The 15313-nt window shown below is 44.8% G+C and carries 14 protein-coding genes; 5 read left to right on the forward strand and 9 right to left on the reverse strand.

Features of this window, described 5'->3' with window-relative positions; translation table 11 throughout:
- Nucleotides 1-2: 2 nt before the first annotated feature.
- Nucleotides 3-605 (forward strand): tetratricopeptide repeat protein, encoded by a 603-nt coding sequence (locus KIH41_RS02615; protein ID WP_213946631.1) that lies wholly within the window; start codon nt 3-5, stop codon nt 603-605.
- 264 nt (nt 606-869) lie between these two features.
- On the opposite strand, the gene KIH41_RS02620 is transcribed toward KIH41_RS02615, so the two are convergent.
- A complete protein-coding gene (locus KIH41_RS02620; protein ID WP_214161424.1) occupies nt 870-1568 on the reverse strand; it encodes a tetratricopeptide repeat protein in 699 nt (232 codons plus the stop codon).
- Nucleotides 1549-2517, reverse strand: coding sequence for a DNA/RNA non-specific endonuclease (locus tag KIH41_RS02625; protein WP_214161425.1), 969 nt, complete (start codon nt 2515-2517; stop codon nt 1549-1551). The genes KIH41_RS02620 and KIH41_RS02625 overlap by 20 nt, the downstream gene beginning before the upstream one ends.
- Before the next feature lie 490 nt (nt 2518-3007).
- On the opposite strand from KIH41_RS02625, the gene KIH41_RS02630 reads away from it, so the two are divergent.
- Entirely contained in the window at nt 3008-4216 is a 1209-nt protein-coding gene (locus KIH41_RS02630) for a BaiN/RdsA family NAD(P)/FAD-dependent oxidoreductase (protein ID WP_213946628.1), read from the forward strand.
- Nucleotides 4217-4222: 6 nt separating this feature from the next.
- Entirely contained in the window at nt 4223-4582 is a 360-nt protein-coding gene (locus KIH41_RS02635) for a hypothetical protein (protein ID WP_213946627.1), read from the forward strand.
- Nucleotides 4583-4588: 6 nt separating this feature from the next.
- On the opposite strand, the gene KIH41_RS18195 is transcribed toward KIH41_RS02635, so the two are convergent.
- Nucleotides 4589-4720 (reverse strand): hypothetical protein, encoded by a 132-nt coding sequence (locus KIH41_RS18195; RefSeq protein ID WP_262897954.1) that lies wholly within the window; start codon nt 4718-4720, stop codon nt 4589-4591.
- A 164-nt stretch (nt 4721-4884) separates the two neighbouring features.
- Between KIH41_RS18195 and KIH41_RS02640 the strand changes: the two genes are divergently transcribed.
- Nucleotides 4885-5847 (forward strand): YheT family hydrolase, encoded by a 963-nt coding sequence (locus KIH41_RS02640; protein ID WP_214161426.1) that lies wholly within the window; start codon nt 4885-4887, stop codon nt 5845-5847.
- On the opposite strand, the gene lhgO is transcribed toward KIH41_RS02640, so the two are convergent.
- The 3 genes from lhgO to KIH41_RS02655 all read right to left on the reverse strand — a co-directional run bounded on the left by lhgO (nt 5844) and on the right by KIH41_RS02655 (nt 10182).
- Nucleotides 5844-7040, reverse strand: a complete 1197-nt coding sequence (lhgO, locus tag KIH41_RS02645) for an L-2-hydroxyglutarate oxidase (RefSeq protein WP_214161427.1) — start codon at nt 7038-7040, stop codon at nt 5844-5846. The genes KIH41_RS02640 and lhgO overlap by 4 nt on opposite strands.
- A 642-nt stretch (nt 7041-7682) precedes the next feature.
- Entirely contained in the window at nt 7683-7943 is a 261-nt protein-coding gene (locus tag KIH41_RS02650) for a hypothetical protein (RefSeq protein WP_213946624.1), read from the reverse strand.
- Between the two features lie 223 nt (nt 7944-8166).
- Nucleotides 8167-10182, reverse strand: coding sequence for a M3 family metallopeptidase (locus KIH41_RS02655; protein WP_214161428.1), 2016 nt, complete (start codon nt 10180-10182; stop codon nt 8167-8169).
- A 60-nt stretch (nt 10183-10242) separates the two neighbouring features.
- Here KIH41_RS02655 and KIH41_RS02660 point away from each other — a divergent pair, with 60 nt between their 5' ends.
- On the forward strand, nt 10243-10998 hold the full coding sequence (locus KIH41_RS02660; protein WP_213946622.1) for a DUF3891 family protein: 756 nt from the start codon (nt 10243-10245) through the stop codon (nt 10996-10998).
- On the opposite strand, the gene KIH41_RS02665 is transcribed toward KIH41_RS02660, so the two are convergent.
- From KIH41_RS02665 to KIH41_RS02675, 3 genes are read right to left on the reverse strand one after another with little or no spacing between them, the layout of a single operon-like run.
- Nucleotides 10969-12147: a class I SAM-dependent rRNA methyltransferase gene (locus KIH41_RS02665; protein WP_214161429.1), complete on the reverse strand. Its 1179-nt coding sequence runs from the start codon at nt 12145-12147 to the stop codon at nt 10969-10971. The genes KIH41_RS02660 and KIH41_RS02665 overlap by 30 nt on opposite strands.
- Entirely contained in the window at nt 12125-13534 is a 1410-nt protein-coding gene (locus KIH41_RS02670) for a sodium:solute symporter family protein (protein WP_213946620.1), read from the reverse strand. The genes KIH41_RS02665 and KIH41_RS02670 overlap by 23 nt, the downstream gene beginning before the upstream one ends.
- Nucleotides 13535-13540: 6 nt before the next feature.
- The gene (locus KIH41_RS02675; protein ID WP_214161430.1) at nt 13541-15160 is read right to left on the reverse strand and encodes an ABC-F family ATP-binding cassette domain-containing protein; all 1620 of its coding nucleotides are present in this window, start codon (nt 15158-15160) and stop codon (nt 13541-13543) included.
- Between the last annotated feature and the right edge of the window lie 153 nt (nt 15161-15313).

A 15313-nucleotide genomic window follows, 5' to 3' on the forward strand; every position in this document is an offset into this window, starting at 1 on the left:
TAATGAATTTCAAAAAAAGTATTATAATCATGTTTGGGGCGGCCACTCTCATGTTTGCCTGTGGTCAGGATGATTCTGAGCAGGGAGATTCCTACTACGCACAAGGTCAATATGAGCAGGCTGTATCCTCGTATGATTCCTATCTGGAGAAATCTCCCAGAAATGTGAAGGCTCTCTATAACAGAGGCCGGGCACATGAGGAATTGGGGAACTTGGAGCAGGCTGAGGCCGATTTCAAGAAGGCTCTTGAACATGATTCAAAGAACGTACAGGTGATGATGAGTTTGTCCAACCTGTACCAAAAACAGAAAAACCATTCCGCAGCATTGTTGTATGCGGATTATGCAACCGAAACGTCCGGTGCCCCGGCCATGGCCAATTTCTTAAAAGCCAGAGCCCTTCACCAGTTGGGTAATACCGATGAGGCGCTTCAGGAATACAGTGCGGCAATCAAAGCAGATAAGGGATTTGCACAGGCTTATCATTATAGAGGTGTCCTTAAACTGGGTACCAAAAATAAGAGAGGCGGTTGCGATGACTTGAAGCAGGCTGTATCGATGGGCTATGCGCCTGCGCAGAGTGCATTGGATAAGTACTGTAATTGAAGTTGAATTCGTGACTTCAAATTGGTCACAAAGGACACCAAGTAATACCGAAGTTTCAAAAAGTCTGTCTCGGCAAATTAGATTGAACCATTATAACTGCAAGAATCTTGGTTTGATGCTTGGATGAAGCTTTCTTCGGTCGTCGGTCTTCGGTCTTCCGTCTTGCCAATCAAAGGAAAATAATCCGCTGGCATCAATGCGGATACTTGAGAATTAAATAATAAAAAAAGGCTTCCTGATCTAGGGAAGCCTTTTTTTGGTTGGTTAGGTTTGGGATTCTTCGTGGGAGCAAAGTTTGTCAGAGGTTACCCGGCCGCTGCCGTTGCAGGTTCTGCAGGTTTTGAGTTCGGTTTTGGAGCCTTCGCATTCTGGGCAGGTGAGGCGGCCTTCGGCTTTGCATCGGTCGCACTCGTAGTATTCCACCAGGTTGAAGACATTTTTCTTGGTGATCATTCCTTTTCCCGCACAACGGCTGCATCCTACAATCCCTTTGCCTTTGCAATAGCTACAGTCCTGTGGGGTATGGGCGTGTCCTTCGCAAGTGGAGCAGGTCTCGTAGGCGTATCCCTTTCTGTCGCAAAGCTGGCAAGCCCTGATCTCGGCCAGAGGTGCCTTAAGTTTGTCCTGCAACTCCTTAGCCTCTTCATAATTTTCACCATTGAAGCCATTAATCTCCATGTACTTTTGGAGAAAGTTGGAGCTGTTGTCGTATTGCTTGAGGTGAAACAGGGTTTTGGCAAAATGATAAGGCATCTCCTGTGGGATGGGAGCATTGCTGTCTATTATTTGCCGAAAGATGTTGTTGGCCTTGTCGTAATCTTCTTGGGCCATGGCTTCCTTGGCTGAGTTCATCATACGGGAGGAAGTGCCCAAGTTAGGTCTTTGTGCCAGGCTTACCTGCAAGGTGCAGAAGGTGCACAGCAGGCACAGTAAGGCAATGTATTTATTCAAACCAAATTTCATGATTCTTACTTTTTTCTAGTCTTTTTTCAAGGGTGTCGGGTAACATGGGAAAGAAATCCAGTCCGGCAAATCTTTCGAGGCTATCCACGGAGATTGCAAAGTCCAAGAGTGGGCGGTTGGATTTTTCATTTTTCATCAGAAAGGCGATGGCCTTGTACTCTGGCGGATGAATGTCCAATATTACCTTGTAGAAATATTCCGGGACCGTTACCTTGTTTTGACCTAAAGTTAAACTTTTTTCCTTTATCACAGGACCTGTCACCACAAAGATTTCTTCGTTGGCTTTGGCCCAGTACCGCACCTGTTCTTCGAGTTTTTTCCAGATTCCCCTGTTGAAAGCAGGTGTCTGTGGGGACATGTTGCTCATGTAGAAACTTTCATCCATTGCTGATTTGGAATAGGTGAAATCCCCTGCAGGTGCTAGGTGTCCACGGTCGTATCCGGAGAGCCTGTAATCCAAAGGAGAGGCCGATGCTGTAGATACGGTGGGATCCTCCCTGAAGTTGTTGCCTCTTTTGACGCCCCCGTTGAGCATATCGGCAGTGAGCTTATAACTTACCCAGTAGGCCTGTTCGTTTTCCTCATCATAGGCCAGGCTATAGGCACTGTGGGAGATCAATTCCCCTTCCTGATTTACGCTTAAGGTTGGGTGGGAAAATTCCGGTGAGGAGACCAGATCCAGCAGAAACTCATCAAAATCCATTACGGTTTCGGTTTGCCCAGCGGGGATCACCTTTTCCTTGGTGGGTGAATCTTTTACTGCGGCTTTCTGCTGGGCGAGTTCCTTTCTGGCTTCTGGTGACTTGATGCTTGGGCCTTCGATATCTTTTACCAACTGCATGGTATAGATGGACAGGGAAAAAATAGCCAATACCAGCAGGAAGAAAATGAGGAAGGAGTATTTGTTGCCTTTTTGGGGTTTTCTCTTTGATCGTTTCGTTTTCGCCATACCGGTACAAAAAAATAGGATAAAAGTGGGAAGTAAAAATTAATTGGCCACTTTAGTTTCAGGCAAAGGTCGCCACGAGCAAGCGCAAAGCCTGCAGTGGTGAATATTCTAATGGGTCACAAAGTAGCACAAAGTTAAAAAGAAGGACACAAAGTTTCTTCGCGGAGCACACTTTCAATCATAAGCTTTAAACTTAAAACCTTAAACCTTAAACAATGAAAAATGGGTCAAAAAGTCCCACGAAGTAAAAAGAAGTCGCACAACTTGTCCCGAGTAGTGAAGCGAATCGGGAAAGGTTTTTCTTGAGCCAACGATACTTAAATGGCCGTGGCCAGTTTCGGTCTTCCGTCTTCGGTCTTCCGTGCCACCAATCAAGGTGAAAACAGCAGATTGCCCTTGATGAAGGCAGTCAGGCATCATTCCTGGATTAAATCCCAATCTTTTTCTAAAGTCTTAAGTATGTTCCGATTGTATTGTTTATTTTTGCCGCATGATTAAAGTAGGAGTGATTGGGGGAGGTGCTGCGGGCTATTTTGCGGCGATTACTGCGGCTCAGCAGGGTGCACAGGTCACCATTTTTGAGAAGAGCCCAAAAACCCTCTCAAAGGTAAAAGTCTCCGGCGGAGGAAGGTGTAATGTCACCCATGATGCGAGAGAAGTTTCCAAACTCATCAAATCATACCCCAGAGGTGAGAAATTCCTAAAGAAAGTTTTCCGACATTTTGCTGTTCCAGATACCATCGAATGGTTTGAAAGCAGGGGAGTGACCCTGAAAACGGAAGCCGATGGGCGGATGTTTCCCATCACCGATTCTTCCCAAACCATTATCAATGCACTTCGAAATGAGGCAGACAAGCATGGGGTGGTCCTTCTTTCCAAAACAGCCATTGACAATATTGAACAGGGTTCAAACACGTTTGACCTTTATTCAGTTGGGGGTAAGCACTCCTTTGACAAGATCATCATCACCACTGGCGGTGCGCCAAAACTGGCTTCATATCAATTGGTAGAGAATTTAGGGCATACAGTTGAGGCGCCCTTGCCGTCTTTATTTACTTTCAATACTCCCAGTGAAACCATCAAATCCTTGCCGGGGTTGAGTGTGCCTTCGGCACATATAAAACTGGAGGGAAGCAAGCTGGATTATACTGGGCCATTATTGATCACCCATTGGGGTGTGAGCGGTCCGGCTGTATTGAAGTTGTCGGCTTTTGGTGCCAAATGGTTGGCGGAAAAGGAGTATAAAGCGAAGGCCCACATCAGATGGGACAGCGAAATAAATGAAGAGGAAATCAGGACTCAACTTACCAATTTTAAAAAAAATCACCCCAAAAAGAAAATAATTTCAAATCCTTTGTTTAATTTACCTGCAAGACTCTGGGAGCATCTTTGTGAAAAAGCTTCCATTGAAAATACCGCTTTGTGGTTGGATATACCAAAAAAGCAATTTAATAAACTTGTAGAGTGTCTTTTTAATTACGTGTTGACCATTGAGGGAAAAACTACTTTTAAGGAGGAGTTTGTGACCGCTGGCGGGGTGGACCTGTCCCAGGTGGATCCCAATACGATGGAGAGTAAGATTGTGCCGGGAGTTTTTTTTGCGGGGGAGGTATTGAATATTGATGGAATCACAGGCGGTTTTAATTTCCAGGCGGCCTGGAGTACAGGGTTTTTGGCAGGAGTATCAGTTTTAAAATAAAAATATATGGGTAACAATTCTACAAATTTGGATTATCAGTTGGTATTGGAAATGGCTGAAGGGGACAAGGAATTCGAAAATGAGCTTCTGGATGCCATAATCACCTCTGTACAGGATTTAAAGGAAAAGTATTCAACCGGCTTAGTCAATGCCGATGATGAAATGATCATGCAGGCCCGCCACAAAATCAAGCCTACACTTGCTCTATTCGGACTAGAACGATTGACAGAGATCCTCGAGGAGGGAAAGGTAATTATCGAAAGCCAGGGCTTTAATGCTTCAGGCATACATCCGCATAAAGAAGAATTCATGTTAGCCACCGGAGAGCTTCTCGAGGAGCTGTATGGAATAAGGCAATCGGTTTGAGGAGAATCAGTTAGCTGTCGAAAATTCAACAGTAACTGATTTGTTGAAGAAGTTTTCTTCTTCATTCATGTTAATTTTATCTAATAACATGAATCCGACTAGCAGCAACATAGCTGCTAAGGTGATTTTAATTTTCATAATTAAAAATTTAAAGGTTTAAAATAATTCAGTTCAAAAAGGCTTCTGAGAGGAATTGGGGTATCAACCGCAATACTGCTTAACAAAGTTCCTGCCCAAGTGAAAAAATATTCCCCTGCAGGAACTGATTGTTTGATAATAGCCTTTTGATACAAAAAAAAAGCATGCCTTTAATAGAATCCTCTTCCTACACCGGACCGCCGGTTTATCTTTTCAATGGACATTTTGAAACCATTATTCCCAGTATTTTCAGAAAAATTGAAGGGGTAGCTTATCAGCGGGAGAGGTTTACCACTTCGGATGGTGATTTTTTGGACCTGGACTGGTCAAAGGTGGGGAGCCGAAAATTGCTCATCGTGTCCCATGGATTGGAGGGAAGTTCCGAAAGACATTATGTGAAAGGCTTGGTTAAGCTGGCTAATTTGGAGCGTATGGATGCTTTGGCCTGGAACAACCGCTCCTGTAGCGGAGAGATTAATGTGGCCCCAAAACTTTATCATCACGGTGCCTCGGATGATTTGAAAGCAGTAATCGACCATGCCATTGCCCTTGGTGACTATGATGAAATTTTTTTGACGGGCATTAGCATGGGAGGGGCCCAAACACTGAAATACCTGGGTGAATCCGGAAAAAATCTGCCTAATCAGGTCAAAAAAGCGGCTGTTTATTCCACTCCCTGCAATCTTGCATCCAGCGCAGCTACTTTAAAATTGCGGAAGAATGCCTTTTACAAAAAAAGGTTTTTGGGAAAACTGAAGGTCAAGATGATCAACAAGGCTTCCCAGTTTCCGGATTTGATAGACCTGAAACTACTGGAGACCATTGAGGATTTTGACCGCTTTGACACCCATTTTACCGCACCACTCCATGGTTTTAAGGATGCGGCTGATTTTTACAAATCCGTAAGTGCGGACAACTGGATGGCCGATATTGAAATTCCTACCCTGATCGTCAATGCGCAGAACGATCCCTTGCTGGGAGAAGCCTGCTATCCCGTAGATTTGGCGAAGAGCCACACCAACATTCATCTTGAAATGCCCAAGCGCGGTGGCCACACCGGGTTTGTGCTTCGCAAGCAGGAGTTTACCTGGGTGGAAGGAAGAGTAATGGGTTTTCTGAAGGATTAAAATCTCTTCAGGGCCATTTCCGCAATTGTATTTCCAATAGAAAGTGAGCTGGTAGCCGCAGGTGATGGCGCATTCAATACGTTGATGGAATGTGTGCTTTCCTTGATGCTAAAGTCATCCACCAATCCTCCATCACGGTCACAAGCCTGAGCCCTAACACCCGCTCCACCATCCACAAGGTCATCTTCTGTCAATTCAGGAATGAGTTCCTGTAGGGCTTTGGTAAAAGCTGCCTTTGAAAAAGACCTGTACATTTCACCCATGCCTGTTTTCCAATATTTACAGGCCACTTTTTGAAAACCCGGCCAAGCCAGCGATTCCGCAAGTTCACTCAGGTTTACATCCGTGCGCTTGTAGCCTTCCCGTTTGAAAGCCAACACGGCATTGGGGCCAGCTTCCACACCGCCTTTCATCATGCGGGTAAAGTGAACGCCTAGGAAAGGGAAGTTGGGATCAGGTACCGGATAGATCAGGTTTTTGACCAGGTATTCTTTTTCCTTTTTGAGTTTGTAATATTCTCCTCTGAAGGGGATGATTTTAACGGTTGACTTTTCACCTGTAATCATTTCGGCGATTTTATCGGAATAGAGTCCAGCACAGTTGATCACCAGATCAGCAGCAAAAACGTTGTTACTGGTGATGACTTCCACCTTGCCGTTTACAGTTTTGGCTTTGTTCACCTTTTGACCCAAATGGATGGTACCACCTTTCTCCTGAAACTTTTTCCCGTAAGTTTCTGCCACCTTTTTGTAATCCACAATGCCTGTTTGCGGGACAAAAATGGCCGCTACACCCGCGCAGTGTGGCTCATATTCACGAAGCTCGGTCAGGCTGATCTCCCTGGTACCCTCCAAGCCGTTTTCAATTCCTCTTTTCAGCAGATTGTTCAGTAAGGGCACCTGTTCGGTTCTAGTTGCCACCACCACTTTGCCGGTCAACTCGAAAGGGATCTCCTCCGTTTGGCAGAAATTGATCAGGTCGTGGTAACCCTGTATACAATTGGTGGCCTTGAGGGATCCGGGTTTGTAGTAAAGCCCAGAATGAATGACACCGCTGTTGTTGCCGGTCTGGTGTTTGGCCAGTTCCTGTTCCTTTTCAAGGACTGTGACTTTTAAGGCCGGATTTCTTTCCAAAATCTTCAAGCCAGTGGCCAGTCCTACGATTCCTCCTCCAATGATGATGATGTGTTGCAAAGTATTGTGGTTTTTGGTTGTGCAAATATAAGGAAATGCGGGGAGTCAAAAACTTCTTCGCGGAGTCAATGGGCCACAAAGGGCACAAAGTTTACACAAAGTTTCACAAAGCCTCATCGCGGAGACAATGGGCCACAAAGATTACACGAACTTTTATAAAGGGCTTCTTTGCGGAAAGCAAGGGGACACGGACCTGCCTGACTGCCAAAGTGACTAGCTGAGGCAGGCAGGGTTTCGCAGAGTTTTGCACAACCTGTCCCGAGCAGCAAAGCGAATCGGGAGAGTTTCACGGAGTTTCTTCTTCGCGGAGAACTAATGAATTGGACAAATGAGGTCACTAAGGGCACAAAGCTGCTTGGACGGCAGTCAGGGCTTACAGGACAGAGGGTTTTAATGTTTTTGCCAAATGGGGTATTATACGCTACTACCTGTGCGAAGGGGGCTTTGTGCCCTTATTTTTACTTTGTGAAACTTTGTGGCCCATTCCTTCGGTGATGAGTACCTTGTACTTAGAACGGAAAAAGCCTCCCTGGTTAGGGGAGGCTTGTTTCAAAAATCCCTCTTTACAATCCCGTAATCGTGACACGGCTAAAAGAAGTAAAAATTAAAAAAGGGTTGTGTAGTGGTTAATCTTAAGTGTGGTCAATCTTTTTTGTTGGGGTTGGAAACCTCGGGAAAATCATCGTCATCCCGGTATTCCTCCTCTTTTGGTGGTCGAGGACCTCCGCTGTTGGGATCCTTCTTCTTTTTTTCCTCTTTCTTTTCCTTCTCCTTATCCGGAATTTCTGGACCTTCCATAGCTTCTAGCCTTTCAATGTCCTTGCTTGTGAAACCTAAAATTTGGGCTTTAGAAAACCCTTTAGAATAGAAGCCTAGGTCAAAATCATAATTCAACATTCCCATAAATCATTTCTTAAAATCCTCAATACTTATTTTAAAAGCTTTTGCTCTATTGCTTCGTATTGTATTCCAAAAGTATTCCAAAAATCTGGAAATACAATATGTTTGGTGATAAAAAATAAAGGAATTTTCATAAAATTAAACAAATGAATCCGTAAACCGTTGATTTCAAGCCTGCTAAAGGGTTTTACGTTTGTTTCTATTTATTGGGGTTTGGTTTGCCATATTACGTCGTAAATTTTCGCCTCAACAGGGCATCTTTGCGTGGAATCCGTCCTTTAAAGGCTCTGTACATCGCTTCTGCCTCTCTGCTGCCCCCTTTTTCCAGGATTTCCGTTCTCAATTTTGAAGACAATTCAGGGTTGAATATTCCCACATTTTGGAAGGATTCATAGGCGTCGGCGTCCAATATTTCAGCATAGATATAACTGTAATAGGATGCCGCATAGCCTCCCGAAAATATGTGAGAAAAGTAAATGCTTTTGTATCTAGGCAGTATGGGCAAGGAATTCTTTAGCTTTTCATTCAATTCGGCTTCAAATTGTGAGGCATTCACTGTGAGCGGTGTGGTGAGAGAATGGTATTCCAAATCCAGGTATGCTGCCAACAGGTATTCAGTCAGGGCAAATCCCTGGTTGAATTTTTGGCTGGCCTTTAACTTTTTCAGCAATTCTTCAGGGATGACCTTTTTGTTCATGGGGTGGATGGCGTAATCTTTCAAAACCTGTGGCTCCATTGCCCAGTTTTCCAAAAGTTGGGAAGGCAATTCCACAAAATCCCTTGGCACAGCTGTGCCAGCCAGGGATTCAAATTTCACATCGGAAAGCAGGCCGTGAAGGGCGTGCCCAAATTCATGGAAAAAGGTATTGACCTCGTCTAAGGTAAGTATGCAGGCCTCTCCATCAGCAGGAGGGGTGAAATTACAGACCAGGGAAATGATGGGAAGGGTCCGCTTGCCGTGTTCATACTGCTGTGACCTGTATTTGGTCATCCAGGCCCCGCCCTGCTTGGAATCCCGGGCAAAGAAGTCCATATAAAGTATCCCTACAGTCTCCCCAGTTTCCTCCAACACCTCATAGCTTACTACATCTTGATGATAGAGGGGAGCGGAATCCAGTTTCTTAAAATCCAATCCAAAAAGCCTCTTGCAGGTTGAAAAAACACCCTGCTGAACATTTTCTAAGGTGAAGTATTGGCTTACTTCATTTTCGTCCACTTCAAATTTCTGCCTTCTTACCTGCTCGGCAAGGTAGTACCAATCATAAGGTTCGAGTTTTTCTATACCCAAATCGCCAGCGATTTCTTTTAAATCCTCAAATTCCACTTCTGCTTGACTGTATGCTGCGGGCCAAAGGCTATCCAATAATTCCTTGACGTTTGCAGCCTGCTTGGCCATAGCTTCTTCAAGAACGTAATCAGCATAATGCGGAAAGTCCAAAATCTGGGCTTTTTCCAGTCTTAGATCAGTAATTATTTTGATAAGCTTCTCGTTGGAATGCTGCCCTCGCCTGGTGTAGGCAGTCCAGATTTTTTCCCTCAAACTCCTATTTTCCGCATAGGTCAAGATACTGAGATAGGTATTCTGGTTTGGGGTAAAAATATAGGCATCGGGAATCCCTTTACTTTTTGCATGTTCTTGTGCCGCCTTGATGATATTGTTGGGCAACCCTTTCAATTCCTGTGAATCCTTGATTACTATCTGCTTGCTGTTGGTCTCTTGAAGCAGATTCTGGCCAAACTCTAGGGTAGCTTCAGCAAGTTGGCTGTTGATGTCTTTCAGCCTGTCCTTCTCTTTATCGGGTAGGGCAGCTCCATTTCGCACAAAAAGATTATGGAATTTTTTGAGCAGCATATGTTCCTCTTCATGCAAGTTCAGTGTATCCTTTTCTCTCCACAAGGTCTCAAAGCGGGAAAATAGCTGGACATTCATTCTGATTGCATCACCATGTCTGGATAGGATGGGGTTCATTTTTTTGGCCGTTGCCAGCAGGATTGGACTGGTGTGGGCAAGGTTGAGATTGGAAAAAATGTTGAGTGTGCTGCGGATTTCCTTCCCTGACTCCTCAAAGGCTATTACGGTGTTTTGGAAGGTTGGAGGTGCCTGGTTGGCAATTATTTTATCAATTTTTTCGGCTTGGAGTTTCATGCCGTGCTTCAAGGCTTCTTCAAAATGGTTGTCTTCTATGAGTTCGAATGGTGGTATGGCGTGCAAGGTGTCGAAAGGATGCAGTAAGGGATTCATGGATTGGTAGATGTTTTGAGGCTTTAAAACCGAAATTAACCATAAAATACAAACTCCTATATGATTGTTTTGGATAGAGAAACCCATTTTAGCATTATTTTCCAGAGGGCACATGGGATGCTGGCGGCCAAAATCGCCGAAAAGTTGGAGCCGGCGCTGAGGCCACCCGCAAAATACTGGCTGGAAACCTTGGTAGCCATAGCCGATCATGATGATGGCAGGAGGGGGTGGAACGGTGATTTTCACCTCAATGACAAGGGGTTTCCAAAGGATTTTACAGAATTTGGATTTGACTACGAACAGGCCGTCAGAGTTGTCAATACAGCTGAGTGCAAGTCATCATGGGTCTGCCTGATGGTTTCTATGCATTTGGTGGAATTGTATAGTGCTCTGGAGGAAGCCAAAAAACTGGTTGAGGACGAATTGGCCAGGCAAAAAAAGCTTAGGGAATTCCTTCATTTGCCAAAGGAGGATGCAGAGGCCTATTATAGGTTGGTCAAGTGGTGTGATGAATTGTCTCTTCGGGTTTGCAAGGAACAGTTTCCCGACAGTTTTCCTGGTGATTTTTTGGAGAAATTACCAAGGGGGAAATCGTCTTACTTGGGTAGAAAATCCGAGTTGGTTGTTTACCCCTGGGTTTTTGAGAAGGAAAAAGTTTGCTTTGAATATGAGTACAGGGATATTCCGAAACGGGAATATAAGGATGATTCTGATTTGAGGGAGGAGCTGACCAAAGCAAAAATATGCATCTCCCCAGTTGATTTCAAAAGGGGAGATGTCACAAGGTTATTCAACGTAGAGCACCAGCCCTTTTAGGTATTCCGTCTCCGTATGGTAAATGTTGATGGGGTGATCTGCAGGCTGGGAGAGGTAGTGAAGGATTTTCACGTTTCTTCCCACCTCAATGGCTGCGGCAGTCACCGTATTGGCAAATAATTGCTTGTCCACCACCTGCGAACAGGAAAAGGTAAACAGGATACCGCCTGGTTTGATATGCTTGAAAGCCTCGGCGTTTAGACGTTTGTAGCCCTGCACAGCATTGTGACGGCTTTTGATATTTTTGGCGAATGCTGGGGGATCCAATACGATCACATCGTAATCCGCATCAATATCCCTGATGTACTTGACCACATCGGCGAGGATGGATTCGTGTTTGCCCTTATGGTTGGGATTCAGGGTCACATTTTTATCGGTAAGTTCGATGGCTTTCTCGGAAATATCCACCGAATGGACTTCTTTGGCGCCCTCATTTAAGGCTGCAATGGAAAAGCCGCCGGAATAGCAGAAGGTGTTTAGCACTTTTTTATCCTTGCTGTACTGGCCGAAAAGCTTTCGATTTTCTCTTTGGTCAATAAAGAAACCGGTTTTCTGTCCCTTTTCCCAGTCTATTTCATACTTGTCGCCATGTTCCAAAACAAGGTTAGTTTCCGGAGTTCCAAATAGAAAGCGATTTTCAGTCTGGACTACATTTTTGGATAAAGTCTCGGCGCTTTTGTCATATACGGCTTTCAATTTTTCCCTCATGACTTGCTGCAGAGCAGATGAGATATCTTCAATGTGGTGGTACATTCCAATGCTATGCGCTTGAATGACCGCGGTGCCGTTATAGAAATCGATAATCAGCCCGGGAAGCATGTCACCTTCACCATGCACCAACCTAAAAACATTGGTCTGGCTGTTGTCGGCTAAGCCGATATTTTGTCGCATTTGAAATGCTTTTCCAAGCTTTTCTACCCAGAAATCAATGTTGATATCCTTATCCTCAAAGCTGATCACGCGGATCATGATGGATCCGTTTTGGAAATGTCCGGTGCCCAAAAATTCATCCTTGGAGCTATAGACCTTTACCAGTTGGCCGTTTTGGAGGTCTTCATCTCTTTTGGCAATGGCACCTGAGAAAACCCAGTGGTGCCGTCTTTTTAGGGAGATTTCTTTTCCTTTCTTAAGATATACTTTCGGGTACATATTTCTTGGTTTTGATTTTTGTAGGCCTCAGGAATGTCCCGATCAACATCCCTGCAGCGCTGATAAATAAAGCGATGACGTGCGGATAAATGGGCAAAGTGACGGTAAGTAAAATCAAATAGGAACCCGTGCCCATGAAAATGGCCAACACAGCTCCGAAGCGTGATGCCTTTTTCCAGTATAATCCAGCCGTCAAAGGTATGAATAAAGAAACAAGGAGAAGGATACTGGCATCTGCTACCAGTTCATAGATGTTGGCCTTCCAGGAGGCCATGAAAATTGCAATAATGGCAACCGCTATCACCGTAATTCTTAGCACCCAAAGGAAGTGTTCGTCCTTCCAACCCTTGCCAAATGTAGGGCGTATCAGGTTTTCGGAAATGATGGCGGCTGGCGCCAATAAACCCGAACTGGTGGTGCTCATGATAGCTGAAAGCAGGGCACCGAAAAACAGCACCTGAACGGTCAAGCCACCATGCTGTAGGACCATTTCCGGCAGCAACATCTGTTTGTTTTCCAAATAAATTTCAGGGTATAATACTTTGGCTCCTAAAGCAATAAACAAGGGAAGCAAACCAAAGCTTAAATAGAAGCCTCCAGCCATATAAGTCGATCTCACGGCGACTTTTTCAGACTTTGCCGACATCACCCGTTGGTAGATGTCCTGACTTGGAATACTGCCTAGACCCAAAATCATCCATGCGCCAAGGTAGTTTACCCAAGCGTCCCAGCGGGGTGCGGGGAAAAACTGAAAGCTCCCCTCAGGGGCTGACTCCAGGATGGGCATCACCCCACCGGCCTCTGTGGCCACCATGGTAGCTACCCAAAGCAAACCGACCACAATCATGGTTGTTTGGATAAAATCAGTGATGGAAATCGCCCACATGCCGCCAAGGAAAGTATAAAATACCACGATGGCGGCACTTATGATTATTCCGGTGGTGAGTGGGATGGATACAATGGCTCCCAAAATCAGGCTGAGCGCCACCAATTGGGCGGCCACATAGCCAAAATAGGCGGGAACCATAAATAGGGAGGACAGGAAAGCGATCCTCTCTCCAAAAAGTTTTTTGAACACATCTCCAAGGGTAAGGACATTCATCCTATACATGGGGCGGAGATAGAACATTCCGAAAAGTATCAGGCATAGGGCCCCTCCAAATGGGTCTTCCATCACTCCCTGCAGGCCATGGTCCAGGTATTCGGACGATGCCCCAAAAATGGTTTCCGACCCAAACCATGTGGCAAACAGGGCAGAGGCACTTAGGAATAACGGAAGTTGCCTGCCCGCCAAAACAAAGTCCTTAGAACTTTTTACAAGTTTTGACGACCAGGCACCTATGCTGACCGTAATCAGGATGTAAATGATTACAGCTGTTAGTAACAATTTATATTAAGCCTTTTGATACATTTTTTCTCTTAGGGCTTTCACTTCCTCACTTTCCAAATAGTCATCGTAAGGCATACGGCGATCAATCGTCCCGTTAGGCGTAAATTCGATGATTCTGTTGGCAGTTGACTGCACGAAAGCATGATCAAAAGATGAGATAAATACCGTGCCATTAAAATCAATGATGGCGTTGTTGAATGCGTGGATAGATTCCAAGTCCAAGTGGTTGGTCGGCTCATCCATTACAAGCAGGTTAGGGTTTTGAAGCATCATTTTGGAAATCATGCAACGAACCTTTTCACCCCCTGAAAGAACAGCTGATTTTTTCAGGGTTTCCTCGCCTGTAAAGAGCATTCTTCCCAAGAATGTTCTTACATAAGCCTCTTCCTGATTGGTGGAATATTGTCTTAACCAGTCGATTAGGTTCTGATCAGAATTGAAGTATTTGCTGTTGTCGTTTGGCAAATAGGCCTTATTGATCGTCACGCCCCATTTGAAGCTGCCTTTCTGAACAGGAAGGTCATCCATGATGGTTTGGAAGAATTTGGTAACCGCCTGTTTGGTTTTGGAGATGAAGGCAATCTTGTCGCCTTTGTCCACCATGAGGTTTACATCCGTGAAATAAACCGTGGTATCATCTTTTAGTGAAAGTTCCTCAGACATGAAGATCTGGTCACCGGCTTCTCTTTCAGGTTTGAAAATGATGCCGGGATATCTTCTTGTAGAAGGTTCAATGTCATCCACATTGAGTTTTTCAAGCATTTTCTTCCTAGCAGTGGCCTGCTTGGATTTGGCCACGTTGGCGGAGAATCTCTCAATAAAGGACTGAAGCTCTTTTCTTTTCTCCTCTGCTTTTTTGTTCTGATCGGTTTTCTGCTTGGCAGCCAATTGGGAAGACTCATACCAGAAGGTATAGTTACCAGAGTATATTTTGATTTTCCCAAAGTCAATATCCACGATATGGGTGGATACCGCGTCCAAAAAGTGTCTGTCGTGAGAAACCACGATCACCAAGTTTTTGAAATTGACCAAGAAGTCCTCCAGCCAGTTGATGGTTTCGGAGTCCAGGTCGTTGGTAGGCTCATCGAGGATAAGGATGTCGGGGTTGCCAAATAGTGCTTGGGCCAATAGTACCCTTACTTTTTGGTTACCGGCAAGATCCTTCATTTTCATGTAGTGCAGGTCCTCACTGATGCCAAGGCCTGAAAGCATGGCTGCGGCATCGGATTCGGCGTTCCAGCCGTCCATTTCGGCAAATTCTGCCTCAAGTTCGGAAGCCCTGATTCCATCGGCTTCCGTAAAGTCCTCCTTCATATAGATGGCATCCTTTTCAGCCATGATCTTGTAGAGGGTTTTGTGGCCCATGATCACGGTTTTGAGGACATCCATTTCGTCAAACTCGAAGTGGTTTTGTTTAAGGACGGCCATTCTCTGTCCCGGGGTGATGTTGATTTGGCCAGAGGTGCTGTCCTGGTCGCCGGAGAGGATTTTCAAAAAAGTAGATTTACCGGCTCCATTGGCACCGATCACACCATAACAGTTGCCCGGGGTGAATTTTAGGTTTACATCTTCAAAGAGTGTTCTTTTCCCAAATTTGAGGGATAAATTATCTACTGAAATCATTTAGGTCGTCGCTTTTTTTAGAATTTGCAAAGATAAGAAAATTAAGGTGAAAAAGATTCCTTAGATGAGGGAGTTTCACGCAAAGGCCGCAAAGGTTTACGCAAAGACCGCAGAGAATAACGTTTTTTAAAATAGCATGGAATTAATACCATT

This window comes from Litoribacter ruber, from assembly GCF_018500185.1.
Classification (GTDB): Bacteria; Bacteroidota; Bacteroidia; order Cytophagales; family Cyclobacteriaceae; genus Litoribacter; species Litoribacter ruber.

Bases quoted from the DNA above. Each gene is read 5' to 3' on its own strand.
- KIH41_RS18195 (WP_262897954.1), bottom strand. From the start codon at position 4,720: ATGAAAATTAAAATCACCTTAGCAGCTATGTTGCTGCTAGTCGGATTC.
- KIH41_RS02635 (WP_213946627.1), top strand. From the start codon at position 4,223: ATGGGTAACAATTCTACAAATTTGGATTATCAGTTGGTATTGGAAATG.
- KIH41_RS02620 (WP_214161424.1), bottom strand. From the start codon at position 1,568: ATGAAATTTGGTTTGAATAAATACATTGCCTTACTGTGCCTGCTGTGC.
- KIH41_RS02675 (WP_214161430.1), bottom strand. From the start codon at position 15,160: ATGATTTCAGTAGATAATTTATCCCTCAAATTTGGGAAAAGAACACTC.
- KIH41_RS02640 (WP_214161426.1), top strand. From the start codon at position 4,885: ATGCCTTTAATAGAATCCTCTTCCTACACCGGACCGCCGGTTTATCTT.
- KIH41_RS02625 (WP_214161425.1), bottom strand. From the start codon at position 2,517: ATGGCGAAAACGAAACGATCAAAGAGAAAACCCCAAAAAGGCAACAAA.
- KIH41_RS02650 (WP_213946624.1), bottom strand. From the start codon at position 7,943: ATGGGAATGTTGAATTATGATTTTGACCTAGGCTTCTATTCTAAAGGG.
- KIH41_RS02655 (WP_214161428.1), bottom strand. From the start codon at position 10,182: ATGAATCCCTTACTGCATCCTTTCGACACCTTGCACGCCATACCACCA.
- KIH41_RS02630 (WP_213946628.1), top strand. From the start codon at position 3,008: ATGATTAAAGTAGGAGTGATTGGGGGAGGTGCTGCGGGCTATTTTGCG.
- KIH41_RS02665 (WP_214161429.1), bottom strand. From the start codon at position 12,147: ATGTACCCGAAAGTATATCTTAAGAAAGGAAAAGAAATCTCCCTAAAA.
- KIH41_RS02660 (WP_213946622.1), top strand. From the start codon at position 10,243: ATGATTGTTTTGGATAGAGAAACCCATTTTAGCATTATTTTCCAGAGG.
- KIH41_RS02615 (WP_213946631.1), top strand. From the start codon at position 3: ATGAATTTCAAAAAAAGTATTATAATCATGTTTGGGGCGGCCACTCTC.